Genomic DNA, 25137 nt, shown 5'->3' with positions numbered 1-25137 from the left:
ACCGCCGCACTACTGGCGCCAGCGTTACCGCTTCTGGCGCTTGAACGAAGCGAGGATCGAATCCTGCGTGAGCCCGTCGTTACGCACCATGACGGCATCGAAAGCCAGTGGAACCGTGACGGTCTTGATCTCTTCCTGATAGCCCATCGCCATGCCGCCACCATAGGGCCGTTCATAAGGAACGGGGCCGATATCGGGGAGAACAACCATCTGCTCGTACGACTGCGACGTACCGGTCGCGAATGGCGACGCCATCGGCGTCGGTACGGCATTGTACTTGGCGCTCGGCGTCGAACCGGCATACGAGGTCGCTGACATCGGCACAGGAACGGACGCCGGCGTGGGCGCGTAGCCGCCAAATGTCTGGATCTCGTCGGCAGTTATGCGCTTGCTGTTGGAGGCAACCATGACGCCGCTCGCGATCTGCCCCTCACCGGGATTGATGCCTGGGATACGGCTGCCCTTGGGCACGTAGGAGGCCATCAGATACGGCATATCGTGGCCGTCCATGCGGGCGCGACCAACGTACTGGACGCGCACATTGCCGGTGCCGCTGTGCTGCAGATCCAGCATATCGGCCGTTTTATTCGACAGATCGATGATACGGCCCTCATGATAAGGACCACGATCGTTGACTCGCACGATAACGGACGAGCCGTTCTCGACGTTCGTTACGCGGGCGTAGCTTGGAAGCGGGAATGTCGGGTGAGCGGCAGACAGGTGCATCTGGTCATAGACTTCGCCATTAGCGGTCAACCGACCATGAAACGCCGAGCCGTACCAGGAAGCGATACCGACCTTGTTGTAGGAGAAATCCTCTTTCGGGTAATACATCTTACCCTTGACCGTGTAGGGATTGCCGACCATGTAGCGGCCGCCACCCTTGGGGATATTGTCGCCGGTCGCGACTCGCGGGCTCGCCTTGACGCCATATTCCTTCTCAGAGAAATATTCCTTGCCGTGCTTAGGCTTGGTCGGCGCAGGCGCCGTGCCACATGCCGTAACCGTTGCACAGATCAGCGACAGCCCTACCCATCGCATTCCCGTCGCAAATGACATCGCCCCGCCGTCTCGCCTCATATGTCCCACGCCGCTCAAGACCGTTATGGTTAAGAAATCCGCCCTTGCGGGCAAGACACCCCTAGTTCCATCAACCTAACGAGACTTTAATCATGATGCGTTCGTGGCAAATTTGCGAAGACTTTCGCCGAGATAGAGACAATTCTAATTAATATGGTTAATAAACCGCTAATTTAACGATCTATAACCGCACGTCCCGACATGGGACGCGGCGACCCGCTCTCAGTCGAGGAACCGCAAGTCCCGATCCGTGCGACGACCGAAAGGAATGGATATTTCGCCGGTCGCCGGCCGAATTCTGCATCGCTACTCCCGGTCGGAGACTTCAGGCGCCGAGCCCTCCGGAAACCACAACATGCCTGAGAGCTTGAAAAGGAAGGCGGTCGTCCAGCCAAACAGAAGTATGCCGTTGACGCCCTCCAGGGCACTGGCGATCCTCCAGTGACCCGTCAGCGTAACATCACCATAGCCGATAGTGGCGAAGGTGACCGCCGAGAAATAGACGGCCTCCTCCATATTCTCGAGCGCTCCGGTCAGCCAATAAGCCAGCGCCCAGATCATGATCTCGATAAAGTGTGCAACGACAAAGCCGAGAACGAACACGTAGGTGTAACCTAGCCGCATCGCGTTCGACAGGCCGGCAGCCTTGGCGAGCGGCTTCAGACTAAAGCCATAGAGAACTATCACGGCAATGCCGTGAACGATGATCGTGCCGAGCAAAAGGCTGGCAGCTATCAGAACGACAAGGATCACCGCGATTGCCCCTCCGAAACTCGCGTCAGTTGCGGCCTATGGTTGTTATTGCAATAAAACCGATATATAACAATAGCAAATTAGGAATGCTTAATTCTATGCCGAGGGAGCCATGGAACTTGCAAACCTGCCGTGTGCCGATCAACCGACTGAGGCGGAGATACGCCAACAGCTGGATCGGATATTTGCGAGCGCCGAGTTTCACTCTCCGCAGCGAGGCCGCGCGTTCCTGCAATTCATCGTGGACGAGACGCTGGCAGGACGCTCGGAGTTCCTGAAGGCGTTCACGATTGCCAATATCGTCTTCGGCCGAAACGTGTCATTCGATGCACAAAACGACCCGGTCGTGCGCATCGAAGCGGGCCGGATGCGCCGAGCCCTGGAGCGCTATTATCTGATCGTTGGTCGTAACGATCGGGTGGTCGTCACAATACCAAAAGGCGGTTATGTGCCGTCGTTCACCTATGCTGAGAGCGGCAAGGCGACTAGCCCGCAACCTTTATCCGACACGGTCTTGGCAAAGGAGACTGGTTCGGCTGCTCGCCCGCCCTCGCCGGCTCCGCTCGTTACTCCTCCCAGCCGTTCCTGGGTGAAATACGCGTTGCCGGCAGGCGCGTTCCTCGCTGCACTCGCGGTAGTCGCCCATACGCCGCTCACGTCCTTGCTCGCGCCGATGCTAGGTGCGTCTCACCCAACAGCGGTCACGGACGCGAGCCCTCCGAAAATCCTCGTCGAGCAATTCCAGAATGGGGCCGGATCGGAGGCAACGTCCGATATGGCGCAAGGCCTGAGAGACGAGGTCATCGGGCAACTCGTGAAGTTCAAGGATATCGTTGTCATCGCAAATCCGGCGGCGACCGACGAAAGCACCACCGAAGAGCCCCGCTATGCGCTGCAGGGCAGCGTCCGGCTTGAGGAAAACCAGCTTCGTTCGCTGGTCCGTCTCGTCCGCACGGCCGATGGCGCCGTTGTCTGGGCAAACAGCTACGACGGGGACATGCGCTCGCAAGGAATCTTTGAGATTCAAGAGGATATCGCACAGCGTGTCGCAACCACGGTCGCCCAGCCCTATGGCACCATCTTCCAAACGGATGCCGGTGCGCTCGCCCAAGAGCGAACCAGCGGCAGCTTCGACAGTTACGCCTGCACGCTGGCATATTACAGCTATCGCATGAGCATGAGCGCGACCAGTCATGAGGCTGCGAAGGATTGCCTGCAGAAGGCCACGCAGCGCAATCCGAACGAAGCGACCTATTGGGCGCTGCTGTCACTGACCAATCTCGACGAGTTCAGGTTCGCGTTCAAGCTTGGGCGACCGTCTTCTCCCGCCCCGCTTCAACGCGCCGTCGAAGCGGCTCAGAAGGCGATCAGTATCGACCCTCAGAACTCGCGCGCCCTGCAGGCATTGATGCTGGTAAGCTTCTTCGAGAATGACATCGACACGGCCTTGCGCGCAGGCGCCGCCGCCTATGCCGCCAACCCGAATGATGCGGAAGTGGCCGGCGAATACGGTCTGCGACTGTCGATGTCGGGGAAATGGCAGTCCGGCTGCGAACTGGTGTCGAGCGCGGTAAACAAGAGCGCCGGCCCCAAGGGATATTACGAAGTCGGCATGGCGCTTTGCGCCTTCATGCGTGGCGACCTTCAGGCTGCTGAACTGTGGTCGCGCATGTCCGACCTGGAATATAATCCGATGCATCGTCTCGTGCTGCTATCGATCCTTGGTGCGGCCGGGAAACGCGACGAAGGCAAGCAACAGCAGGACTGGCTTCAGGCCAATGCGCCGGCACTCATGAAAAATATCCGCAAGGAAGTTTCCATACGGCTTCAACGCAAGGAAGATCAGGAGCGCTTCTTCGCCGGTCTGAGAGCAGCCGGCACGCCTGTTGCATCATCCGACACACCTGTTTCGACACAGTAGCGGAAACCTTCTCCCGTATTAGGCTATGCCGATCCACCGCAGCGAAACCGCAACCAGTAGATGCGAGGTATTTTACCGTATCATACCGGAAATGGCCTGTATCTTACTGCCCTGTTCGCCCGCACCGGCCTATATGGGAAGCGTAGGTCCAGTAGCTACGGCGTGATTGCGATGGCGAGGTCGAATTCGTGGTTTGGCATTTGGGGTGCCAGGGTGTGCGACGTCGACGCTCATCCCATTACTGACGAAACGCTTGGGGGACACATGATGCGACGAGCAAAGTGCAGTGCCGTGCATGCGCCGATTTATTCTCTTCTTGCATTGTGCCTGCCCGTCGGATCCGCTCTAGCCCAAGAGGCGGCGAAACCGGCAGACAAACCGGCTGAGACCAGCAAGGCCGAGGAGCATTGGATTCCGAAACTGCGGCTCGGAGACGACAACGCCTATGTGGAGCTCTACGGTCAGATCAACAAAGGCCTGCTGGTCTATGACGACGGCGGTTCCACCGACAACTACTTCCCGGTCGACAACGGCAACTCGTCGACGCGCGCTGGTCTTCGGTTCTCCACCAAGATGGAGAACAACTGGTCGGTCGGCGGCAATCTCGAATGGGAATGGACACCGTATTCGACCACAAGCGTCAATCAGCTCAACAAGGATCACTACGATTGGGAGGCCAACCTTCTGCGAAAGGCGGAAGTTTATATGGACTCGAAGGAGTACGGGAAATTCTGGTTCGGCCAGGGTAGCATGGCCTCCGATGGTACCGCCGAAGTCGATTTGTCGGGCACCAGCGTCGTAGGCTATTCGCTTATTTCCGACATGGCTGGCGGGCCGTTCCTGAGGCTGGATGATGGAACGCTCTCCTCGATACGCGTCAAGGACGCCTTCACCAACTACGACGGTCTCAGCCGAAAACTGCGCTTCCGCTACGATACACCGTCGTTCGCCGGGTTCAGTGTGTCATCGTCGGTCGGAACGCAAGTCGTACCTGATCCGACGGACGTCGCCGTGTGGGACATCGCCTTGCGATACGACCAGACGATTGAGGACGTCAAAGTCAGTGGCGCATTGGCCTTTTCGAGGCCGGGCGACAGCAACTCGATCTACGACGCCTCGGTTTCCCTGTTGCATCAGCCGACTGGCCTTAGCCTGACGCTTGCGGCGGGTTATTCCGACAAGGAAGCGATCGATGGCCGCTACGGCTATGCCAAGCTTGGCTACCAAACGGATATCTTCGAGGTCGGCAAGACCGCCTTCTCCGTCGACGCCTATTTTGGCAAGGACATCAAAGCCAAGGGTACCAATAGCGATTCCTACGGTGTGCAGGTCGTCCAGAATCTCGACTATCTCCAGACCGAACTCTACGTCGGCGCGCGCACCTATTCGTATGACGACGAAGTCGCCAGCGTCCAAGACAGCTATGCAGTGCTCGCAGGCGCCAGACTGAAATTTTAGCGATGTTTCGCGCTCAAAGGTTCGGGCGCGACGGACCCTTCAACTGGAAGAGGCAGCGAACCGCCAACCATGGCGGCGCTTAAGCCGTATCACGGGAGGATGTAGCATGACCGAGATCGACTATCGCGAATACGAGCATATGAGCCCGTTTGAAATCAAGGACGGGTTGATGAAGCTTGCCAAGCGCAGCTCTCAGAGATCCGCGCACGCCCTGCTCAATGCCGGACGCGGCAATCCGAACTGGGTGGCGACGACGCCGCGTGAAGGCTTCTTCCTGTTCGGGCAGTTTGCATTGTCCGAATGCCGGCGCACCATGGACAATCCGGTGGCCGGTCTCGCCGGCATGCCACAGATGAGCGGCATTGCGGCAAGGCTCACGGCGTGGCTCGGCAAGCATGCGGACGAGCCGGGCGCGGCCTTCATTTCGAAAATCGTCGACCACGGCGTCAAGGCATTCGGTTTCGACGCGGACGCCTTCGTACACGAGCTGACGGATTCGATCATCGGCGACAACTACCCGGTTCCGGATCGGATGTTGGTGCATGCAGAGCAGGTCGCGCACCGCTATCTCCTGTGGGCGATGGGCGCCGATCAGTCCGTCGGAAAATTTGACCTCTATGCGGTCGAAGGCGGCACTGCGGCAATGTGCTACATCTTCAAGTCGCTGATGGCCAACCGGATTCTCAAGAAGGGCGACACGATCGCCATGGGAACCCCGATCTTCACCCCCTACATCGAGATTGCGGAACTGGAGGACTATGCGTTCCACGCCGTTCACATCCGCGCGACGCAGGAACACCGCTTCCAGTACTCCGACGAGGAACTCAAGAAGCTCGAAGACCCCAAGATCAAGGCATTTTTCATCGTCAATCCAGGCAACCCGACCTCGATGGCCATCGATGCCCCGACGCTGAAGAAGATCGTCACCCTGGTGAAGACCAAGCGGCCTGATCTCATCCTCCTGACGGATGACGTCTATGGCACCTTCGTTCCGCATTTTCGCTCATTGATGGCGGAACTGCCCTACAACACGATCTGCGTCTATTCCTATTCCAAGTATTTCGGCTGCACCGGTTGGCGCCTCGGCGTGATCGGCATTAACGAGAAGAATATTCTCGATGACCGCCTCAAGGAGCTTCCGGCCAAGGAGTTGGAGGCGCTGGACAAGCGCTACATTTCGATCACGCTTGAGCCACGCAAGCTGAAGATGATCGACCGCATCGTTGCGGACAGCCGCGACGTGGCGCTGAACCACACCGCTGGGCTATCCCTGCCGCAGCAGGTGATGATGACCATGTTCTCCATGAGCGAACTGATCGACAGCGAAAAGGTCTATCAGCAGGCCTGCATGGCCATTTGCCACAAACGCGTGAACACGCTTCTCGAGGGACTTCCCCTCGATCTGCAGCCCAACGCCAATTTCGCCGCCTACTACGGAACGATCGACTTCGAATTCTGGCTCCGCAGATATGTCGGCGAGGATATGGTGACCTGGCTCAAGGAGCATGTCCATCCTCTCGATCTCGTCTACAGGCTGGCAGAGGATCATTCGATCGTGCTGCTGAACGGCGGCGGATTTGAAGCGCCTGACTGGAGCGTTCGCGTCTCCTTCGCCAACCTGCCGGATGACGTCTATGACGATATCGGCCGGGCCGTGCGTGCGGTTGGACGTGGTTACGTCGATCGGTTCAACGCATCGAAAAAGTAAGGCAAGACACTGAATTAGAAAGACCGCGTCCTCCAAGGGACGCGGTCTTTCTATTTCTGCAATCCGAATGCTTCAGGTCTCGTCAGAAGGTGCCTCGGCATCAGGCGTCGGCGGCGAGCGTCCGGATATGGGCACCGCACTCTCCTGGTAGTGCCGAATGCCGGCATGAACCGAGGCGAACATGCGGCTCTCACCAAGCCGCTCGGCAAATCCTGACACCCTGACGTAGTCGAGAACATCCGCATTGAGGCTTGCAAGCCAGAGCACGATGCCGCGCTCGGCCAGGCTTCGTTCGCTTTCGATCAACATCTGGAGCGCGGAATATTCGATATCGAACACCGCCCTCAGATCCAGCATGAGCACCCGGGGTTTGTTCTGAACGACCAACTCGCGGATCGTGTCTGCGACATGCTGCGCATTGACGAAGAAGAGCCGGCCTTCCGGTCGCAAGATCAGCAGCCCTTCGACTGTCTCGTCGTTGGGGTGCTCTGGCGAAACCGGTCGCAGGACGTCCCCGCCTCGCTTCCGGCCGATCACATGGATACGTGGGTTTGCGGCCTGGCTGGACAATGCGACCAGGGAGAGGATGATGGCGACGACGATGCCCTGAAGCGTGCCAAAGACAAGCACGCCCAGGAACGCCGCTACGGCCCAGCGGAATTCCATCTTCCGTACATTGCGGATCGAGACGAACTCAGCGGGCTGAATGAGGCCAACGGAGTAGACGATGACGATTGCGGCAAGCACCGCTTGCGGCAGGAGGCCGAGCAAAGGCGCCAGTACCAGCATCGTCGCGGCTGACGCGGCCGCAGTCACGAACGACGCCTTCTGCGTTCGGCCGCCGACTGCACGCACAACGGCGGTTTGTGATGTCCCGCCGCCCGCGGGCATCGCGCCGAAGAAGGCGCCGGACAGGTTGGCGGCACCGGTCGCAATCAGTTCCCTGTTGGCGCGGATCGGCGGGTCCGACTGATCTGCGAACGCGCGCCCAGCGGCGATGGTCTCGGTGAAGCTCATCAAGGCGATGCCGATCGCGCCCGGCAGCAACTGTCTGATCAGGTCGGCGTGCGGCAGCGTCAGCGACGGCAGCGCCTGGGGGATGTGGCCAACGACGGAGACGCCGTGATTGCTCATGCCGAACAGCCATGATGCCGCGATACCGCCGGCGACGACCGCGAGGGGCGCAGGCGAGTGCGGCCACGCGCGCTCCATGAATAGCAACAGGACAAGTGCGATCGCGCCGACAAGCACCGTTGTGATCGACGTTTCGGGAACGTGTTGCAAAAGACTAAGAATATCGCGGAAGAAGCCTTCCTTGGTGAAGTGAATGCCAAGCAGCTTCGGTATCTGGTCCAGCACGATCACCAGCCCGATACCGGCCTTGAAGCCGGTCAGCACAGGCGAGGAGATGAAATTCGCGACAAAACCCAGGCGCAACGCCGACGCAAGGATCAGCAGGACGCCGGTGAGTGCCGTGAGCGTCGCAGTGGCCGTGAGCAGCTTTGCGGGGTCGCCGTCAGGAACGACGAGGGCGAGTTCCGCAGCGGTCAGGATCGCCAGTGTCGTCGTCGAACTGACGCTCAGTACGCGCGAGGTTCCTAGCAACCCATAGACAACGGTCGGTACGAAGGCCGTATAGAGGCCCACGCTCACTGGAAGACCGGCTACCGTCGCATAGGCCATGGCCTTCGGCAGGACGACCGCCGCTGCCGTCAGACCCGCAACAATATCCGGCCGCAGCGTCCCTGCTGATGGCCCTATTGGCTGCGCAGTATCTGATGACCGAAGCATGATGTTCTCTTTCCGTATCAAGGCGTCTCGGAAAGCGCGCCAGCCGCAGCCCACGCGCCCATGATTCTAATCCCGGCATGGCGCGGCGGCCAGACAAATGTCCGCAGCACCGGCCGCTTTATCCCGCCATAACGCCGACGATCACGGTTCCCCAGGTCGTAAGCAGGATGTGGCCGATCGGTACCGTCGGCGTGTAGCCAAGAACGGCAACGCTGCTTCCCGACCTGTCTTGGACCGCCGCCATGCCAGCCGTCATCGTCTGGGCACCGGCCAATCCGCCGAGCAGCAGAATGGGATTCATGCGCAGCACGTAACGCCCGAAATAGAGGCCGACGAGCATGGGGACAGCAGTGACGACCATGCCTCCCAGCAACAGGCCGACCCCCGCCTCAGCGATGGCGGAAACGAAGACGGGCCCGGCATGCAGCCCGGTCATTGCAACGAAGGCGGCGAGGCCAAGCGCGGTCATGAGGGATACGGCTGCATCCGGTATTCTGCCAAACAGCGGAAACTGGGTGCGCAGATGCCCGACGAGCAGGCCGGCAAGCAATGTGCCCACGCTGGTGCTGAGAGATATCCGCATGTCACCGATTGGAACGGTCACGATGATCCCGACAAGACCACCGAGGAATATCGCCAACCCAAGAACAAAAAAGTCCGTGGTCGTGGTCGGCGCCACGACCACCCCAATCTGCTTGGCGGCCTGCGAAACGACGTTCTCAGGGCCGACAAGACGGATGATGTCACCGCGTTCGATGACCACGCCCGGCGCCAAGGGAATTTCCTGGCCACCACGCGTGATCCCGCGGAGATAGAGGCTCCGTGCCCAACTCTCCTTTGACAGCCCGTCGATCGTCCGACCGACGAAATTTCGAGACGTCACCAGAACGTCAGCCACAGAGACCGGTATATCGAGCAGTGCGCTGTCCTCGACCTCTTCGGCGCGCGGCCCGAGCACGGTGATCAGCGCCTCCCGCGATCCCGACACGGCAATTATGTCACCGGCTTCGAACCGGATCTCCGATGAGCCCTCCAGTATCGCGCCCTGCCTTCGCAACCGCTGAACGAAAAGCCGATGTTCGGGGAACGAGGCTTCCGCAGCCGCCATCGACATGCCGACGATGGGCGCACCTTGGGCGATGCGGTACGCGCGAACCTCAAATCTGCGCCAGGCGGACGCGACACCGGCCGTCGTGCGGGTGATCCCCAGCTCTCGTTCCAGCTTCAGCGCCTCGGCACTCAAGTCCACGCCCAGCAGCTTCGGGCCGACGAGACTGCAAAAGAGGATCACTCCGACCGCACCGAAGACGTAGCAGACGGCGTCGGCAACAGCCACGTGTGCAACGAAACGGGCTCGATCCGCGTCCGGTAGCGGCAATGCATTGATCGCCTCGGTCGCGGTACCCATCGCCGGGCTTTCCGTGAGCGCACCGGAAACCAGGCCCGCCGCAAAGCCCGGGTCAAGCCCGAGGATCTTGGCGACGACGATGGCGGTGAACAGGCCGCTCACGCAGACGACGACGGCGAGCAGGACCGGCTTCATGCCGTCCCGCTTGAGAGCCTGCAAGAATTGCGGCCCGACGGAATAGCCGATGCCGAAAAGGAACAGGAGGAACAGGAACGACTTCGCCATTCCGGCGATCGGCACTTCAGCGACTTGCCCAATGAAAATGCCAGCGAAAAGGGAGCCGGTGACGGGCCCCAGGCTGAACCCGCCGACTTTCACCCCACCAATCAGATATCCGAGGCTGATTGTAAGGAACACGGCGAGCTCAGGATACTTGACCAGAATTTGCTCAATCCACACCATGACTATGCCCCCAACCCACGAGCGTGCCTTGGGCCGGCGTCGGTGGTGCGGCGCCGGCAGCTTTTGCTATTCCGGCGCCCGCCGCGGCACCGTCAATTGGCCCGCGAAGATCTCGCCGCCGGCTCCGCCTCGTCAGCGCTTCGCCTTGGCGGCGACCGCGTCGGGCTTGACCAGCTTCAGCCCCCTCGCCTTTTCGTAGCCATGGATCTCCTTCACATCGAGCTTGCGCATGAAGTCGATGGTCTCCTGCGTCAGCACCTGGCCCGGCACCATGATGGGGAATCCCGGTGGATAGGGAATGACGAAGTTCGCCGAGACCATTTCGGGGCCTTCGCGCAGTCTTCGATCGCACTCGGCACCGTTCAGCGGCACGTACTCGCACAACGAGGCATCATAAGCGTTGAAGAAGGCGCTTCGCATGTCGCCCTCTGGCGTCGTGCGGCCCGCATCGCTGCGATACAGCTCGTGGAAGTGGCTGAAATTGGGAAGGTCCGGCACATCGGTCATCAGCGATTTGACGCGCGCCTCAAACGCCGCACGCTCGGCTTCGCCGCCGTCCGCTAGGCGCTTTTCGATGCCATGGCATATCTCGACGAGGACGCGGATGAGGTGGGCAACGTCGCTGCGCGTGTTGTTGATGTTCGATTGCAGCAGCACGCTGTTACGCGAGGTCTTGTTGAGCTGGATATTGTACTCGTTTGCCAGCAGTCCCTTGAACTGCGTTCCGTCGAAGGCGGCAGTACCGCAAACCAACGTCATGCGCGTCGGGTCCAGATAGAATTCGTCCTCCTGCATTGCCTTGACGGCCGTTGCCCAACTGGAACCCGGCGCGAGGTAGTCCTTGAAGCCCGACTGGCGGTAGGCCGCAGGGATCATCTGATCGGCGCCGAGGACACGGAAATACTTTGAGATCAATTCGTGTTCGTTAATCGATTGCCGGATTTTGAGCGCGATCTCGATCGCGTTCATCACCAGCCCGTACCCTTCGAGCTCCATCTGCCGGCGAGCGACATCGAGGCTGGCGATGAGCTGCTGGTTCGGGCTCGTCGAAGCGTGCGTGAAGACCGCTTCGTGGAATTGGGCCTCGACCGTATGAAAGTCCACGTCCTTGACCAGCAGCATGGAACCCTGGCGGATGGCAGACATCGACTTGTGCGTCGAGTTGGTTTGGTAGACACGAAGGCGCACGAGGCGCGGATCGGGAATCAGGCGGGTGGCGAGCAGCGTTTCGTCCGGCGGATTATCACCCAGTTCGGCATGCTGCTTTTCGTAAGCCGTTACGGATGCGGGGTCACGTAGCCATTCCTCGAGGTCCGCTGCGGCACCCATTGCCGTGCGCGGACGCAGGAATGGCGAGAAACGGGCAAAACCCGACCAGGCTTCGTCCCAAAGGAAGATGAGGTCTGGCTTGATGGCGAGGCACTCCTCCATCACCCGCCTGACATTGTACATGTGCCCGTCGAAGGTGCAGTTGGTGAGATCAAGCAGCTTCAGCCGATCGAGCCGCCCTTCCGCGCGAAGCGCCAGCAATGCCTGCTTGATCGTGGCAAGCGGCACGGCGCCGTACATCGAGTATTCCGTCATCGGGAAAGCTTCGACGTAATAAGGCTGAGCCCCGGTAAGCACCATTCCGTAGTGATGAGACTTGTGGCAGTTGCGATCGACCACGGCAATATCGCCCGGCGCAAGCAGCGCCTGAACCGCCATCTTGTTGGAGGTTGATGTGCCGTTGGTGACGAAAAACACATGATCGGCGCCAAAGGCGCGCGCCGCCATCTCCTGGGAGCGCTTGATGTTTCCCGTCGGCTCCAGAAGGCTGTCGAGGCCGCCTGTCGTCGCACTGCTTTCCGCCAAGAACAGATTGAGACCGTAAAACTCCCCCATGTCGCGGATCCAGTCGGACTTGAAGACCGACTTGCCACGAGCGATCGGCAGCGCATGGAACGTGCCAATCGGTCGGCGCGCATATTTTTTCAAATTGTCGAAGAACGGCGTTTCAAAGCGCGCCTGGACCCCTTCCAGGACCGCCAGGTGCAATTCGAGCATTTCTTCGACCGCATAGAAAATGCGGCGGATGGCATCGGCTGCCGGGTCTCCGGCGATCTTCTCGACCTGGCGGTCAGAGAGTAGATAGACGTCGAGTTCCGGACGGATCCGCCGCAACGCGCGTGCTAGGCGGAGCGCAGACATGTCAGGACTGTCGGACTCTCCGAGCGGATCCAGAACAGAGCGGAGCACCGGCGCATCATGCCGCGAGCGGTAAGGGAAACCTTCCGCAAGGACGACAGAGATGATGTCAGGGTTCAAGGCCGCGGCGCAGACGGCATCCTCGAAGGAGCCTACAATGACGGGTTCATAGATGAAGGCATCTTCCGGGCGGCGCAGCCTGCGGATCTCTCTGGCGAAGGCGGGCCAGCGCGCTGCCGGCTGGCTGTTGACGAACAGCACCTCGAAATAGGGGCGGTGTCCGCCTAGCTCACCGGTCGCCGGCGGCATCATGTCCGCCACCTCGTTCGGTGACATCTCTTCGTGGGCATCCCATTCGGCCGCGCGGCCGCGATAGGCATGTGTCAGCAGACCGTTGGAAATCCGCCGCGCCAGTCGTGCGGCTCCACCTGCGTCGTTGGTCGCGATGCGCTCGCTCAACGCTGTTAGCAATCGCGATCCGGGATAGGCGTGATATTCCTCGACAGCTGCCAAGTCCGCCAGTGCTGCCTCCAATGCCGCCCTGTCTCCGCGCTTGCTGGCCCAGGCGTCGGCTAGGCTGGTCACTGCGCGCCAGTTGTCTGCACGCGCCGAATGTATCAGCAGAAACTGATCGATATGTGCGCTCTTGCTTGGCATCCCGGTCTCCAGATGTGGGTTCTGATTGCAATTCCGCCGTCCCCGCAGCCTTGCGCTCCCGCAGGGTCTGCCGATGGCGCTTGATCCGCTGGTGTTGACGGCAGGTCAGCTCGATGATCGAGCCGACCTCCCAACGTGCGCTGCTCAGGCGAGCAGCATCACGAGCACCATGCCCCAGATGGTCAGCAGCGTGTTGCCGACGGCGTATGTCACCGTGTAGCCGAGGCCGGGGATCTGGCTCTTCGCGCGGTCGTTGATCATCCCAAGCGAAGCGGTCGTGGTGCGGGCACCAGAGCAGCATCCGAGCAGGATCGCCGGATGGAAGCGAAACACGTATTTGCCAACGTACATGGCCAGAACCAGTGGCACGGTCGTGACCACGATCCCCCACAGGAACAGGCTGAAGCCGAGTTGCTGCAGACCAGCGACGAAACCCGGGCCCGACGAGATGCCGACGACGGCAATGAACACGTTGAGACCGACGGAGTTCATGAACCAGACGGTTGGGGACGGGATACGGCCGAAGGTCGGACGAACGGAGCGCAGCCAGCCAAAGAAGAGGCCCGCGATAAGCGCACCGCCCGATGTCGAAAGCGTCAGCGGAACGCTACCAATCTTGAAGGTTAGCGCACCGACCAAGGCGCCGATGGTGATAGCCGCACCGATGAAGGCGACGTCGGCAACATCCGTCTGTGCATCCGGACGGCCAAGATCGCGCGTTGCTGCCGCGGTATCCTGTGTTCGCCCAACGATCGTGAGAATATCGCCGCGATGGATCTTGGTGTTTGGCAGGATCGGTATTTCGGTTGCCGTTGCCCCGCGGACGATCTTGCGCAGGAATACGCCGCGAGAGGCTGGTCGCGTTGCCAGTTCCGCGAGCGTCTTTCCGTCCACGTCCTTGTTGGTGACGAAGACATCGACACCATCGGCGGGAACAGCGAGCAGCTCGCGGTCGTCCACTTCGTCGGCGACGCTGCCGATGAGATCGACAAGAACCTCGCGGCGACCGGCGACGGCGACAATGTCTCCAGCCGCGATCACGGTATCGGCCGTGGCATCCTTCACCACACCTGCGCGGCGAATGCGCTCGATGAAGACGCGCTCGGTCGGCAAGAGGCCTTCAGCCTCGAGCGCCGTCAGACCGACGATCTTGCCATTTTCCTTGACCCTGTAGGCGCGGAGCTCGAAGTTGTGCCAGGCTGTTCCGGCGCCACCTAGAGCCTTCTTGCCCCCCTGCTCTTCCTCATAACGCTTGCATTCGGCTTCCAGATCGATGTTGAGCATCGCGGGGCCGAAGAGCGCAAGGACGATGGCCGAGCCGACCGTTCCGAAAATATAGGTGACGGCGTATGCGACCGGCATCGCGTCCAGCATGGCCTTGCTCTGCTCCGGCGGCAGACCGAGGCGATTGATGGCATCGGTGGCAAGCCCCATCGAGGCCGAAATCGTCTGTGAGCCGGCATAAAGCCCGACCGCGGAACCGATATCGTAGCCTGCAAGCAAGGCACCAAAATAGGCTGCCCCCAGGCAGAAGACGCAGACCACGACGGCGAAAAGCGCCTGTGGAATCCCGTCTTTCGCTATCCCGCGCACAAATTGTGGCCCGACGCCGTAGCCGATTGCAAACAGGAACATCAGGAAGAACGTCGGCTTGAGCGGCGGTGAGATAGTAATGCCGAGCTGGCCGATCAGGACCGCGGCGATGAGCGTCGCGGTTACCGCGCCGAGCCCCAGCCCCTTGTAGGTGAATGACCCAAAGTAATAACCCAGCCCGAGTGACAGGAAAATTGCAATTTCCGGATAGGTGCGAAGCGTGCTGACAAACCAGTCGATCATCGGGCCCTCTCTCATTGGGATTGCGGGATGCGCAACATCACGAGGCAATCCCGCCCCGAAGTGCATCCCGCCAATATTTTTTTAACGAATACTCTCCTCCGATCCCGCGTGACCTTAAGGCCACCGTGATGCTGCCCTAAAGGTCCTCCAACAACCGCCGCTTGCGAAGTAAAATACCGTATTATACCGGACGGGACGTGTATCTTACTCCCCTCGCTTATCCACACGGCCTATCGTGCCGATGGTTAGATGGAGGCATGGTGTGATGGTAGAACCAAAAGCAGATGGTCCCCGTTCGACGATCGAGAGCGCGGAAGACCTGAGGAAGCGTGCGCTGGAGCTTCAACTCGCGGAAATGGACCGCGAGGACAAGATCAAGGAGCGCGAGGCCAAGAAGCACGCCGAGTTTGTCGAAGACTTCTTCAAGAAGCATATCGGCGACAACGAACGCGCAGTCATAAAGCGGCTGGTCATGAAAGCGGCGGCCGACGGAAAGTTCGAGGCGATGGTCTACAGCTTCCCATCGAGCTTCTGCACCGACAGCGGGCGGGCGATCAACAACAGCCTAGCAGGATGGCAGAACACGCTGCAAGGCAGGGCCAAGGAGGTCTACGACCTGTTCGAGACCGTCGCCAAACCGCAAGGCTATACGCTCAAGGCCATGGTCATCAATTTTCCCGGCGGAATACCGGGCGATATCGGCTTCTTCCTCGGCTGGGAACCGCCGGTGGAGTGATCCGCTGTCACCTGCCCCGCCTGACGCCGCCGATTTGACAGCTGAGGCTTGAACGCGATCGAGTGTCGGGGCAGATCTTTGCCCTCGAAGACGACGGCGCGTTTGTGGGTTGGCCCCACATACCGCGTCGCGGGGGTTGTTGCGTTCTGAACGCGCTAAATCGTCCCCGGGCATACGTCGTTGAAACAGAGCCACGGAGCCGGGCTGGATCGAAAGCCCGGCGTCCAGTCAGCATCACCGCATGATGCATGGCCGGCGACACTCAGATCCCGTCAACGGAAGGTCTACCTCATCCCCCTTTTTCACAGAGGGGATACTCGACCGTCGACCGTAGCCTCCGAAATCATGATATCTCTGCAAGGTGATTGGACAGTGGGAGCGGCAGGGGCGCAAAAGGCTGGCCACTAGGGTTTAGGTGGGTGCCGATGCTGGTGCAAATGAATGACTTTGGCCTTGGACAGAGCCTCTTCAATCTCGCTCGAAAGCGCGGTCACCAGCTCTCGGTATTCCAGTCGACGTGACTCACGGATGTCATCTGGAAGCCGTACGATATGCTCCAAGGTCGCCTGTGCATCCGCAAGATCCTCGCACAACCCGCGGAAGCTCTCATCGAACTCAAATAGATCCTCTATCCGGCGCGCTTGCGCTGGAAAAAGTTCGCGCGCAGCCGCGAGGCCCGGTGAAGGTAACGGTTTATCTGAGCTAGACCCCATCGCGCACCTGCAAGGTTCCCCGGCAAGAGATGGATCATCGTATTTCAGTTAAACCATTTATGGACGTATTATACATGAAGATACAGACGAGCCGGCGACCCTGACGATCTCCCTTACCATCGAGACAATTCAACGTGGCTCCCACTTCGGCCGGAAGAACCAACCCGCCACGCGAAATCGAGGCAAATACCGAGCGCACCAAACCGGTGCCATCTCCGGCGAAGCCATACCTCTAAAGCCGGTTTCACAAGCACCACAGATACTACATGATGTTACACGTCACTTAGCTCCATCCAAGTTAATATGCCAGGAAATGACTGTAACCGAGGACGGTTGTGGGCGTCAGCGCCCGACGGGAGCGGTCACACATACACGGCTGGATGAGATAGCATCCGTCTGCAGCCTTGAATCCCATTAGCAATGCGCCTGGCTCGATACGCCGCAAGTAACGTCGGGCACCCCTAATAAAGCAACAACGGAGGGAAGCATGAGCAAGACGCGCGATTCAGACCGTGAAGCAGGATCTGAAGGAGAAAAAAACAAAGAAAAAGCCTTCAACTATAACAAGCAGATGAAGAAGCTGCAGGTCGAGCTTGCCCATCTGCAGGCGTGGGTCAAGCAATCGGGATTCAGGATTGTCATCATTTTCGAGGGACGCGATGCCGCCGGTAAGGGCGGAATGATCAAGCGAATTCTCGAAAAGGTGAGCCCACGCGTTTTTCGGGTTGTCGCGCTTCCGGCGCCGACCGATCGCGAAAAGTCACAGATTTACATGCAGCGGTATATTGCGCATCTGCCGGCGGCAGGAGAGATCGTTATCTTCGACCGCAGCTGGTACAATCGGCCGGGCGTCGACCGTGTCATGGGCTTCTGCACGGAAAAGAAGGCGCAGCGCTTTCTGGAACTGGCTCCGCGCTTCGAGGCAGCGATCGTGGAAAGTGGCGTGCTGCTGTTGAAATACTTTCTGACGGTCAGCGAGGAGGAACAGGGGCGACGCTTCAAAAAGAGGATTGAGGATCCTGTTCGGCAGTGGAAGCTGAGCCCTATGGATGTGGAATCCTATCGTCGCTGGTGGGACTACACCCGCGCCTATGACGAGATGCTTCGGATGACCGACACCGAACATGCCCCATGGTGGATTGTTCCTTCGGACGACAAGGAGCGGGCGCGCATAAACTGCATCTCGCATATCCTCAAATCCATTCCCTACGAACACGTCAAGTTCGATGAGCCGGATCTTGGGAAGCGCCAGAAGCGACCGCACGACTACGTCGAGGATGATAGCCTCCGCCGCGTCGTTCCTGATGTCACGGCATAGTCTTTCCAGAGCGCGACCGCATCGGTCGGACGGTCAGTTTTGAAGTAGCGAGCGAGAACGATGAATGGCGATGCGACTGTGAAAGAGGACACGCCGCCGGCAGCGCGACCCGGGCAGATCTCGATCGAGGCGCGGGTTAGCGATCTCGTTCGTCTGGGGATCATCGCAGTATTCGCCTACTGGTCAGCGCAACTGGTCGCGCCCTTCGCTCTGATTGTCGTATGGGCGGGTATCCTCACGGTTGCGCTTTACCCGATCTTCGACTTCCTGAGCCGGCTCCTGGGTGGGCGCCGGCTCCTGGCGGCGATTGCTCTTGTCTTCGCCTGCCTGTTCGTGATCATCGGTCCCCTCGCGCTGGTGGCCAGCAACTTTGCGGAGACATTGCAGTCCTTGATCGCAGGCGCTGGAAGCTTCACCCTCCCGCAAGCGCCCGACCGGCTGAAGGATTGGCCGCTCGTCGGGCCGCAGCTTTACGCGGCATGGAATCAGGCTGCCAACAATCTGGCCGCTGCGATCGTGACATTCCAGGCCCCACTCCGCGAAGTGGGAGGGCTGATTGTCGGAAAACTGGCCTCGATCGGAGGCGGCATACTTAGCTTTATCGCGTCAATTCTTCTTTGCGGCGTCCTGCTCACCGTGGCACCGCGCCTCAACGCAGGCATACAGATCCTGGCAAGCCGGATTGCTGGCGAGCGAGGCGTCGGCTTCGCGAAGCTGGCAGGTACCACAGTCAGGAACGTCTCTCGTGGCGTCATCGGTGTCGCGTTCTTCCAGACGCTCTTGTGTGGTCTGGTTTTCATCGCTTTCGATGTGCCGGCGCGGGGGGCTCTCACTTTCGCGGTGTTCATCCTCTGCCTCATGCAGATCGGACCAGGCCTTATCCTGGTGCCGGCGATCATCTGGAGCTGGTTCTCATGGCCACTCGGGGTGGCCGTTTCGTTCACGATCGTGGCTGTGCCCGTGATGCTTGTCGACAACATTCTCAAGCCGATCCTGATGTCCCGGGGCCTCTCCACGCCGATGCCGGTCATTCTGATCGGCGTCATCGGCGGGACGATCTCGCACGGGTTGCTCGGACTGTTTCTTGGCCCGGTGGTGCTCAGCGTCTTCTACGACCTTCTTCTCGCGTGGGTATGGCCCTCGCCCCTACCTGCACCTGTCGATGGCAGCCAACAAACCGACCAAACCCGAGAGGTCCAACCCGAAAGGCACCCCTGAAAAAATGCATGGGCTTTTGTTAGGAGGTGCCATCCTGATAGCAATAGCGCGACACCTCGCATTCGATTTCCCGGCACAGTTCCTCGTACTCGCCGATGAACCCTGGGTTTGTCGACGTTTCCCTTCGAAATCCATCAAGCGCGCTGGTAGCCAGATCGTATGATTCAAAAAGTTCGCCCACGGTGTCGCCGGCAAGACTGCGAAGCTGGGCGCGCAAGGCAGGCAGCTTCAGCATCAGCTTCTTTCGTCCATTTTCGGGACTCGGTGAATACATTTGACTGCTCGCAATCAGTCGGGACAAAAGGACATACGCAATGGAGCGCACGACGGATCGTTCCATGAGTCACTTCAAAAGAATTTCGGCGATATGACCGCTCTGGGAGAACAGATGCACAGCAATCTGATCGGACGCCTCCTGAAATTTATCGACGTTGGCGATGCTCTTGGCGAGGTGCTCTTCGGCTTGATCATGGCGCTCACGTTCACTGTTGGCGCGCGGCTTGTCGCCGGCGACGAGGCACTCGACGCGCGCGATCTGGTCATCGCGACATTGGGCTGCAATATCGCGTGGGGTATCATCGACGCCGTTCTGTTCCTCATCGGAATCCGCATTTACAGGCTCGATCGGGCCCGTGTTTTTCGTGCCATCAACAGCGCCGCGGATGACAAGAGTGCGCTGGCAGCAATTGCCAGGGAATTCCCTCCAGACGAGGGACCATTGACGCTGGACAAACGCGACCAGGACGAGGTCTATGGCTACATGCTGGCGTTGGCCAGGCGCGCGAAGCCATCGACCACCACCTTTTCGCTGGACGATCTCATCGGAGCTTTCATCGTCTTCGTGATCGTCGCGGCGACAGCTATCCCGGCGGTCATCCCCTTTCTCATCATCGACGACAAATACCTCGCTCTGCGCGTCAGCAACGTACTCCTCGTCGGCTTACTTTATGCAACGGGCCACGCATGGGCGCGTTTCGCAGGTTCCCGGCCCTTCGTGGTCGGAATGGCGATGACGGGCCTGGGGCTGATCCTTGTCACCGTCGCCGTCCTGCTGGGAGGATGAGCACCGCCAGATGATGAGCGTAACCGCCGGCCAGGTGCGGCCTCCACGCTCCCGTCTTGGCGGAAAATTCCCCGGCCTGACGCTCTTCGTCCTGCGCATTTTATGCGATTCTACGTCGCCTGCCCGCGAGGCGTCGTACCGCGCGAGATGTGTTGTCCAGACTACCCAAACGACTTACGCTCAAACGGCTTTCCTACGCAAAAGAGCTGTAACTTTAGATAGTTGAATGAGAATAGGCGCCTCATTAGTCTGGCGTTTCTACTTTACGGGATTGTTGACGCATTCACGCTTGCGTCGATGCTTCCGGGAGTAGTTGTCAAAGAAGAATACGCCCGCCCTGGAAAAACGCCGCCTGCCCTCTCCGTAACTTACACGATGCTACGAGAAAATCGCATCTTCGATGCGTAGTGTGTCTCAGGCAAGCCACAGGAGGATTCGGAAGAGCGCAGTCAGGCGGTCATCAGAGAAATTGCGAAATCGTCACTATGCGCCTGCGGCCATGGCGCACCGGGTCAAAGCCAACAGTATGTGTTGATCGGCAGGCACCCGTTCTTACAGAAAGGAAAATCCGATGGCGCAAGATCTCCATCCGGCAGCTATTGAGCACTTGCCAATCTTCATCACGCCGCCCGGTCAGACCGACTACCTTTTCGTCGGCGTCGTTGTCTTCCTGATCCTGATGATTTTGATCGTCGGCAATCTTTACTTTCAGCTTCACGCCGTTCCCGAGCGCATGGCACATCGCACCAGCAAGGTGCAGATGGAAATTGTGGCCGTGTTGGCGCTGATTTCGCTCTTCACGCACAATCACCTTTTCTGGATCGCGGGTCTGTTGCTCGCCTTCGTACACATCCCCGACTTCTCAACGCCGCTCTACTCGATCGCGCAATCACTAGGCAAGCTGTCCGGCCGCACGGTTGAAACGACAGACGACCCAGCCCTGGTCCGCGACCAGCCTCCCAAACCCGTCGAAGCGCATCCAAAGGCTGAAGAGCCGGCGAAGAGCGAGACGCAGGGCGAAGGGGTCTGACCATGTTTGAATTGATGCTTTGCTCGCTTCTCACGATCTTCCCGGACTACCTCTACCGACGCTATTTCCAGGGAAAGCGAATTGGCTACGAGATCAACCTCTATACCATGTGGTACGAGCTCCGCTGGGGCATCTCCGCGTGCCTCATGCTCACCATTTCGCTGATCACACTGATCTTCTACTTCCATCCTTCGACGAAAAACGTGACGGCGGTGTTCCGCACGGTGACCATCCTGCCGGAAACGGTTGGGCGCGTCGATGAGGTTTTTGTCGGCCTCAATCAGAAAGTTGAAGCCGGCGCGCCGCTTTTCCGACTGGATGACTCGCAGCAGCGGGCAGCACTTGAGACGGCGCGCCGGAAAATCGCCGAACTGGAAGCCCAAGCCAAGGTCGCACAAACCGAATTGGTGACAGCTGACGGCCAGATCCAGGAAGCCCAAGGTTCGCTTCAGGTTGCCGTGGACGAGTATGAGATGAAGGCACAGCTCCTGACCAAGGATGCCGTCGCCCGTCGCGAGGTCGAGCGCCTCGCCAACACGATCGAAAGCCGCAAGGGAACGCTCAGCGCCGCAATCGCCAAAAAGGATACCCTCCAGACCCAAATCACAGATCTTCTACCGTCACAAAAAGCGAGCGCGGAAGCAGCGCTTGCGCAGGCACAGGTAGAGTTGGACAAGACACTGGTGCGGGCCGGCGTCGCCGGTACGGTTCAACAGTTCACCCTGCGGCCAGGTGATGTCGTGAACACCATGATCAGGCCCGCAGGTATTCTCGTGCCGGCGACAGCTGGCAAAGGCACGCTAATCGCAGGCTTCGGGCAGATTGAAGCACAGGTCATGAAGCGAGGAATGATCGCCGAGGCCACCTGCATCGGAAAGCCCTTCACCATCATTCCGCTTGTTGTCACCGAGGTGCAGGATGTCATCGCGGCCGGGCAATTGCGGCCTACCGATCAGCTTGTGGATGTCCAGCAGCTGGCGCAACCGGGAACGCTTACCGTCTTCCTGCAGCCGCTGTTCGAGGGCGGACTGGATGACATTCCACCCGGCAGCAGCTGCATTGCCAACGCCTACACGAACAACCACGACGCGCTCGCCGACAAGAATATCGGCGCGGCGAAATGGGTGTTCCTGCACGTGGTGGACACCGTCGGCCTCGTGCACGCGATGATCCTGCGCATGCAAGCGATGCTGCTCCCCGTCCAGACGCTGGTCTTCGCCGGGCACTGAGCCACGGCCCTGATACAAAGGTTTGTTGCAAGACGCTCATGGATCCGGCCGCGTTCAGCGCTCGGATCCATTTCCATTTTCCGAGACCGGCATTGTGTTACCGCCTACTCCGGTCTCATGGATTTGGTCTGTCTGCGAATGCACTCGCTGGCCGCCCCGTCGGAAACACGGCCGCAAGCGCGAACAAGCAACACGTAAGGATGCACCGTCAGTCACGATTTGACCATCAAGCCAGACTGTTGCCGTGCGTAACGCAGCAGCGGGGCGACTTCGCGTTAGAAGCGGTTATCCACGCAGAGAATGGCAAGCTCAAGCGCGCTATCAGCCTGTTACCTCAGTGTCGCTCCAGGCAAGGGAGCGACCATCGAGAGCGTGCCCTAGCCGATGCCCTGGGTCAGGCCGAGCAGGAAGACGGCCGACCAGGGGACGTCCTTGGTGCTCATATCGACCTCAGCGACACGCGCTCTTCAAGCTTCTCCGCCTCCTCCTTGCGCTCACTGTAGCGGTCGGTCAGATAGGCGGAGGCATCGCGCGTCAAGATCGTGAATTTGACGAGCTCCTCGCATACATCGACGACCCGGTCGTAGTAGGACGACCGCATCATCCGCCCCTCGGCGTCGAACTGCTCGAACGCCTTCGCGACAGAAGACTGGTTCGGGATGGTGATCATCCGCATCCAGCGACCGAGAACGCGGAGTTGGTTGACTGCGTTGAAGGATTGGCTCCCGCCGGAGACCTCCATCACCGCTAGCGTCTTGCCCTGTGTCGGCCGGACGGAGCCGACCGAGAGCGGTATCCAGTCGATCTGCGCCTTCATGATGCCCGTCATCGCGCCATGTCGCTCCGGACTGATCCAGACCTGCCCCTCCGACCACGCCGAGAGGTCGCGAAGCTGCTGCACCTTGGGATGGGTGGCGGGCTGCTCGTCTGGAAGCGGAAGTCCTTTTGGATCGAAGATGCGGACCTCACATCCCATGCGCTCCAGCAGGAGCCGGGATTCGTGAGCAAGGAGCCGGCTGTACGAGACCTCACGCAGCGACCCGTAGAGTATGAGGATGCGCGGCTTATGAGTGGCGAAGACAGGCCGCATGGATTCGGCGTCGGGCATCCGGAAGTGAGCTTCTTCCAAAACTGGGATGGTTTCAGACAACGCGCTTCCCCTCGGCATCAATGACCTTCTCACCGTCCTCTTTGCTGAACGCTCCTTGGTGAGTGTCCGGAAGGATGTCGAGAACGACTTCCGAAGGGCGCGCAAGACGCGTCCCCATAGGAGTGATGACGAATGGTCTATTGATCAAGATCGGATACTGCAACATCGCATCCAGAAGCTGATCGTCCGTCAGGTCAGCGTTGTCGAGCCCGAGCGCCGCGTAGGGCGTACCCTTTTCCCGGATCGCTTCCCGGACAGTCAGTCCGGCGTCCGCGATCATCTTCACCATCTCTTCCCGCGACGGCGTCGTCTTCAGGTACTCGATGACGGTCGGCTCGATCCCCGTATTGCGGATCATAGCCAGCGTGTTGCGGGAGGTGCCGCAGTCAGGGTTGTGGTAGATCGTGACGTTCATGATGCAGTCTCCACGGTGGGGGGTCCGAAGCAGCCAGGTGATCAGAAGGAAGGCGCACAGTGCGCCGATGAGTTCCGCCGCCACGAACCCCGGAAGGTCGACAGGGCGAATTCCGGAGAAAGTGTTCGTGAACGCACGCGCGACGGCGACGGCAGGATTCGCAAATGACGTCGAGGACGTGAACCAGTAGGCAGCCGTGATATAGAGGCCGACCAACCACGGAACTGACTTCCGATCGAAGCGCACGCCGAGGAGAATAGTCGAGACGAGGCCAACGGTGGCAACCCCTTCCGCGAGCCATTGGCTCGCTCCGGAGCGCTCCTTGGTTGACCATTCGAGAAATGGACGCGCGAACATCGCGTGGGCCAGCACCGTGCCCGCGATGCCGCCGACGATCTGAACCGCGACGTAGGCAGGCAGGTCGCGCCTGGTCAGCGTACGCGACAGGGCAAATACCAGCGACACGACGGGATTGAAGTGCGCCCCGGATATCGGGCCGAGCACCGTGACGAGAACCACGAGGATCGCACCCGTCGCCAGCGTATTTCCAAGGAGCGCCAGCGCCGTGTCCTGCGTGAGCGAGGAAGCCATGATGCCCGAACCGACGACGGTCGCGACCAAGAGAGCGGTCCCTATGGCTTCGGCAGCCAGCCGTCGTGGAAGATCAAACGACTGCATCAGATCGCTTTCTTAGACACCGACGTCGCCCGGTCCATGGGGCGCGCGCAGCAGGTCGCGACGTCGGCGGCCGGAGCGCATATCTCCGGATGGCCGGCGCAGCAATCCTCCAGCAGGAACCGAACAAGCGCGCCGAGCGCGTTGTAGCTTGCGCTGTAGATGATCGACCGGGCCTCGCGCTTCTGCAGTACGAGCCCCGAGCGTTCAAGTTCCTTCAAGTGGAAAGAGATGTTCGACGGCGAGACGCGCGCCTTCTCTGCGAGCGCCCCCGCAGCAAGGCCATCGGGACCGGCGACGACGAGCATGCGCACGATCTGCAGGCGGGTTTCCTGTGAGAGGGCCGCAAAGGACATGAGAGCTTGACGTTCTTTCATATTTCAATATTC

General features: G+C 59.8%; 19 protein-coding genes and 1 pseudogene. 9 read left to right on the top strand and 11 right to left on the bottom strand.

Annotation, left to right across the window (positions count from 1 at the left end; all coding sequences use genetic code 11):
• Positions 1-24: 24 nt before the first annotated feature.
• Positions 25-1080 carry a septal ring lytic transglycosylase RlpA family protein gene (locus QTL94_RS18900; protein ID WP_289802847.1) on the bottom strand — a complete coding sequence of 352 codons (1056 nt, stop codon included), beginning with the start codon at positions 1078-1080 and terminating at the stop codon, positions 25-27.
• Positions 1081-1386: 306 nt separating this feature from the next.
• A complete protein-coding gene (locus QTL94_RS18895; RefSeq protein ID WP_065691267.1) occupies positions 1387-1833 on the bottom strand; it encodes a potassium channel family protein in 447 nt (148 codons plus the stop codon).
• Between the two features lie 112 nt (positions 1834-1945).
• On the opposite strand from QTL94_RS18895, the gene QTL94_RS18890 reads away from it, so the two are divergent.
• The 3 genes from QTL94_RS18890 to QTL94_RS18880 all read left to right on the top strand — a co-directional run bounded on the left by QTL94_RS18890 (position 1946) and on the right by QTL94_RS18880 (position 6920).
• Positions 1946-3754, top strand: a complete 1809-nt coding sequence (locus QTL94_RS18890; protein ID WP_289802846.1) for a hypothetical protein — start codon at positions 1946-1948, stop codon at positions 3752-3754.
• A gap of 264 nt (positions 3755-4018) precedes the next feature.
• Entirely contained in the window at positions 4019-5212 is a 1194-nt protein-coding gene (locus QTL94_RS18885) for a porin (protein WP_289802845.1), read from the top strand.
• A gap of 106 nt (positions 5213-5318) precedes the next feature.
• Positions 5319-6920, top strand: coding sequence for a bifunctional aspartate transaminase/aspartate 4-decarboxylase (locus QTL94_RS18880; RefSeq protein ID WP_289802844.1), 1602 nt, complete (start codon positions 5319-5321; stop codon positions 6918-6920).
• 72 nt (positions 6921-6992) lie between these two features.
• On the opposite strand, the gene QTL94_RS18875 is transcribed toward QTL94_RS18880, so the two are convergent.
• From QTL94_RS18875 to aspT (QTL94_RS18860), 4 genes are all read right to left on the bottom strand, one after another.
• Complete coding sequence (locus QTL94_RS18875; RefSeq protein WP_289802843.1) at positions 6993-8711, bottom strand: SulP family inorganic anion transporter; 1719 nt, start codon at positions 8709-8711, stop codon at positions 6993-6995.
• A gap of 118 nt (positions 8712-8829) precedes the next feature.
• A complete protein-coding gene (aspT, locus tag QTL94_RS18870; protein ID WP_289802842.1) occupies positions 8830-10521 on the bottom strand; it encodes an aspartate-alanine antiporter in 1692 nt (563 codons plus the stop codon).
• Positions 10522-10653: 132 nt separating this feature from the next.
• Complete coding sequence (locus QTL94_RS18865; protein WP_289802841.1) at positions 10654-13365, bottom strand: aminotransferase class I/II-fold pyridoxal phosphate-dependent enzyme; 2712 nt, start codon at positions 13363-13365, stop codon at positions 10654-10656.
• Positions 13366-13509: 144 nt separating this feature from the next.
• On the bottom strand, positions 13510-15201 hold the full coding sequence (aspT, locus tag QTL94_RS18860) for an aspartate-alanine antiporter (RefSeq protein WP_289802840.1): 1692 nt from the start codon (positions 15199-15201) through the stop codon (positions 13510-13512).
• A 265-nt stretch (positions 15202-15466) separates the two neighbouring features.
• Here aspT (QTL94_RS18860) and QTL94_RS18855 point away from each other — a divergent pair, with 265 nt between their 5' ends.
• The 3 genes from QTL94_RS18855 (at position 15467) to QTL94_RS18845 (ending at position 19186) form a co-directional block, all read left to right on the top strand.
• Positions 15467-15937, top strand: coding sequence for a hypothetical protein (locus QTL94_RS18855; RefSeq protein ID WP_289802839.1), 471 nt, complete (start codon positions 15467-15469; stop codon positions 15935-15937).
• Positions 15938-17137: 1200 nt separating this feature from the next.
• Complete coding sequence (gene ppk2, locus QTL94_RS18850) at positions 17138-17968, top strand: polyphosphate kinase 2 (protein ID WP_065691276.1); 831 nt, start codon at positions 17138-17140, stop codon at positions 17966-17968.
• Positions 17969-18028: 60 nt separating this feature from the next.
• Complete coding sequence (locus QTL94_RS18845; RefSeq protein WP_289802838.1) at positions 18029-19186, top strand: AI-2E family transporter; 1158 nt, start codon at positions 18029-18031, stop codon at positions 19184-19186.
• 19 nt (positions 19187-19205) lie between these two features.
• Here QTL94_RS18845 and QTL94_RS18840 read toward each other — a convergent pair whose 3' ends face one another.
• Positions 19206-19526 carry a hypothetical protein gene (locus tag QTL94_RS18840; protein ID WP_342587885.1) on the bottom strand — a complete coding sequence of 107 codons (321 nt, stop codon included), beginning with the start codon at positions 19524-19526 and terminating at the stop codon, positions 19206-19208.
• Positions 19527-19574: 48 nt separating this feature from the next.
• On the opposite strand from QTL94_RS18840, the gene QTL94_RS18835 reads away from it, so the two are divergent.
• From QTL94_RS18835 to QTL94_RS18825, 3 genes are all read left to right on the top strand, one after another.
• A complete protein-coding gene (locus tag QTL94_RS18835) occupies positions 19575-20249 on the top strand; it encodes a VIT family protein (protein WP_289802837.1) in 675 nt (224 codons plus the stop codon).
• Between the two features lie 571 nt (positions 20250-20820).
• Positions 20821-21279 (top strand): hypothetical protein, encoded by a 459-nt coding sequence (locus QTL94_RS18830; RefSeq protein WP_289802836.1) that lies wholly within the window; start codon positions 20821-20823, stop codon positions 21277-21279.
• A 2-nt stretch (positions 21280-21281) separates the two neighbouring features.
• Positions 21282-22508 carry an HlyD family secretion protein gene (locus QTL94_RS18825; protein ID WP_289802835.1) on the top strand — a complete coding sequence of 409 codons (1227 nt, stop codon included), beginning with the start codon at positions 21282-21284 and terminating at the stop codon, positions 22506-22508.
• Between the two features lie 439 nt (positions 22509-22947).
• Here the strand turns inward: QTL94_RS18825 and arsH are convergent, their stop codons facing one another.
• From arsH to QTL94_RS18805, 4 genes and pseudogenes are all read right to left on the bottom strand, one after another.
• Complete coding sequence (gene arsH, locus QTL94_RS18820; protein WP_289802834.1) at positions 22948-23676, bottom strand: arsenical resistance protein ArsH; 729 nt, start codon at positions 23674-23676, stop codon at positions 22948-22950.
• Complete coding sequence (gene arsC / locus QTL94_RS18815; protein WP_065691283.1) at positions 23651-24073, bottom strand: arsenate reductase (glutaredoxin); 423 nt, start codon at positions 24071-24073, stop codon at positions 23651-23653. Before arsC ends, arsH begins: the two co-directional genes overlap by 26 nt.
• A gap of 24 nt (positions 24074-24097) precedes the next feature.
• Positions 24098-24751: pseudogene (locus QTL94_RS18810) on the bottom strand (aquaporin); the annotation flags it as partial.
• Positions 24751-25125 carry an ArsR/SmtB family transcription factor gene (locus tag QTL94_RS18805; protein WP_289802833.1) on the bottom strand — a complete coding sequence of 125 codons (375 nt, stop codon included), beginning with the start codon at positions 25123-25125 and terminating at the stop codon, positions 24751-24753. The pseudogene QTL94_RS18810 and the gene QTL94_RS18805, both read right to left, overlap by 1 nt.
• Positions 25126-25137 lie beyond the last annotated feature (12 nt).

This window comes from Rhizobium sp. S96 (genome assembly GCF_030382195.1).
Taxonomy (GTDB): Bacteria; Pseudomonadota; Alphaproteobacteria; order Rhizobiales; family Rhizobiaceae; genus Rhizobium.
Note: the sequence above shows the minus strand (reverse complement) of the source record. Positions and strands in the feature narration are given on the sequence as shown.

What these genes read in the sequence shown, in the direction of transcription:
- QTL94_RS18900 (WP_289802847.1), bottom strand. Translation starts at nt 1,080, where the DNA reads ATGAGGCGAGACGGCGGGGCGATGTCATTTGCGACGGGAATGCGATGG.
- QTL94_RS18890 (WP_289802846.1), top strand. Translation starts at nt 1,946, where the DNA reads ATGGAACTTGCAAACCTGCCGTGTGCCGATCAACCGACTGAGGCGGAG.
- QTL94_RS18885 (WP_289802845.1), top strand. Translation starts at nt 4,019, where the DNA reads ATGATGCGACGAGCAAAGTGCAGTGCCGTGCATGCGCCGATTTATTCT.
- QTL94_RS18880 (WP_289802844.1), top strand. Translation starts at nt 5,319, where the DNA reads ATGACCGAGATCGACTATCGCGAATACGAGCATATGAGCCCGTTTGAA.
- QTL94_RS18875 (WP_289802843.1), bottom strand. Translation starts at nt 8,711, where the DNA reads ATGCTTCGGTCATCAGATACTGCGCAGCCAATAGGGCCATCAGCAGGG.
- aspT (WP_289802842.1), bottom strand. Translation starts at nt 10,521, where the DNA reads ATGGTGTGGATTGAGCAAATTCTGGTCAAGTATCCTGAGCTCGCCGTG.
- QTL94_RS18865 (WP_289802841.1), bottom strand. Translation starts at nt 13,365, where the DNA reads ATGCCAAGCAAGAGCGCACATATCGATCAGTTTCTGCTGATACATTCG.
- aspT (WP_289802840.1), bottom strand. Translation starts at nt 15,201, where the DNA reads ATGATCGACTGGTTTGTCAGCACGCTTCGCACCTATCCGGAAATTGCA.
- QTL94_RS18855 (WP_289802839.1), top strand. Translation starts at nt 15,467, where the DNA reads ATGGTAGAACCAAAAGCAGATGGTCCCCGTTCGACGATCGAGAGCGCG.
- ppk2 (WP_065691276.1), top strand. Translation starts at nt 17,138, where the DNA reads ATGAGCAAGACGCGCGATTCAGACCGTGAAGCAGGATCTGAAGGAGAA.
- QTL94_RS18845 (WP_289802838.1), top strand. Translation starts at nt 18,029, where the DNA reads ATGAATGGCGATGCGACTGTGAAAGAGGACACGCCGCCGGCAGCGCGA.
- QTL94_RS18840 (WP_342587885.1), bottom strand. Translation starts at nt 19,526, where the DNA reads ATGGAACGATCCGTCGTGCGCTCCATTGCGTATGTCCTTTTGTCCCGA.
- QTL94_RS18835 (WP_289802837.1), top strand. Translation starts at nt 19,575, where the DNA reads ATGCACAGCAATCTGATCGGACGCCTCCTGAAATTTATCGACGTTGGC.
- QTL94_RS18830 (WP_289802836.1), top strand. Translation starts at nt 20,821, where the DNA reads ATGGCGCAAGATCTCCATCCGGCAGCTATTGAGCACTTGCCAATCTTC.
- QTL94_RS18825 (WP_289802835.1), top strand. Translation starts at nt 21,282, where the DNA reads ATGTTTGAATTGATGCTTTGCTCGCTTCTCACGATCTTCCCGGACTAC.
- arsH (WP_289802834.1), bottom strand. Translation starts at nt 23,676, where the DNA reads ATGCCGAGGGGAAGCGCGTTGTCTGAAACCATCCCAGTTTTGGAAGAA.
- arsC (WP_065691283.1), bottom strand. Translation starts at nt 24,073, where the DNA reads ATGAACGTCACGATCTACCACAACCCTGACTGCGGCACCTCCCGCAAC.
- QTL94_RS18805 (WP_289802833.1), bottom strand. Translation starts at nt 25,125, where the DNA reads ATGAAAGAACGTCAAGCTCTCATGTCCTTTGCGGCCCTCTCACAGGAA.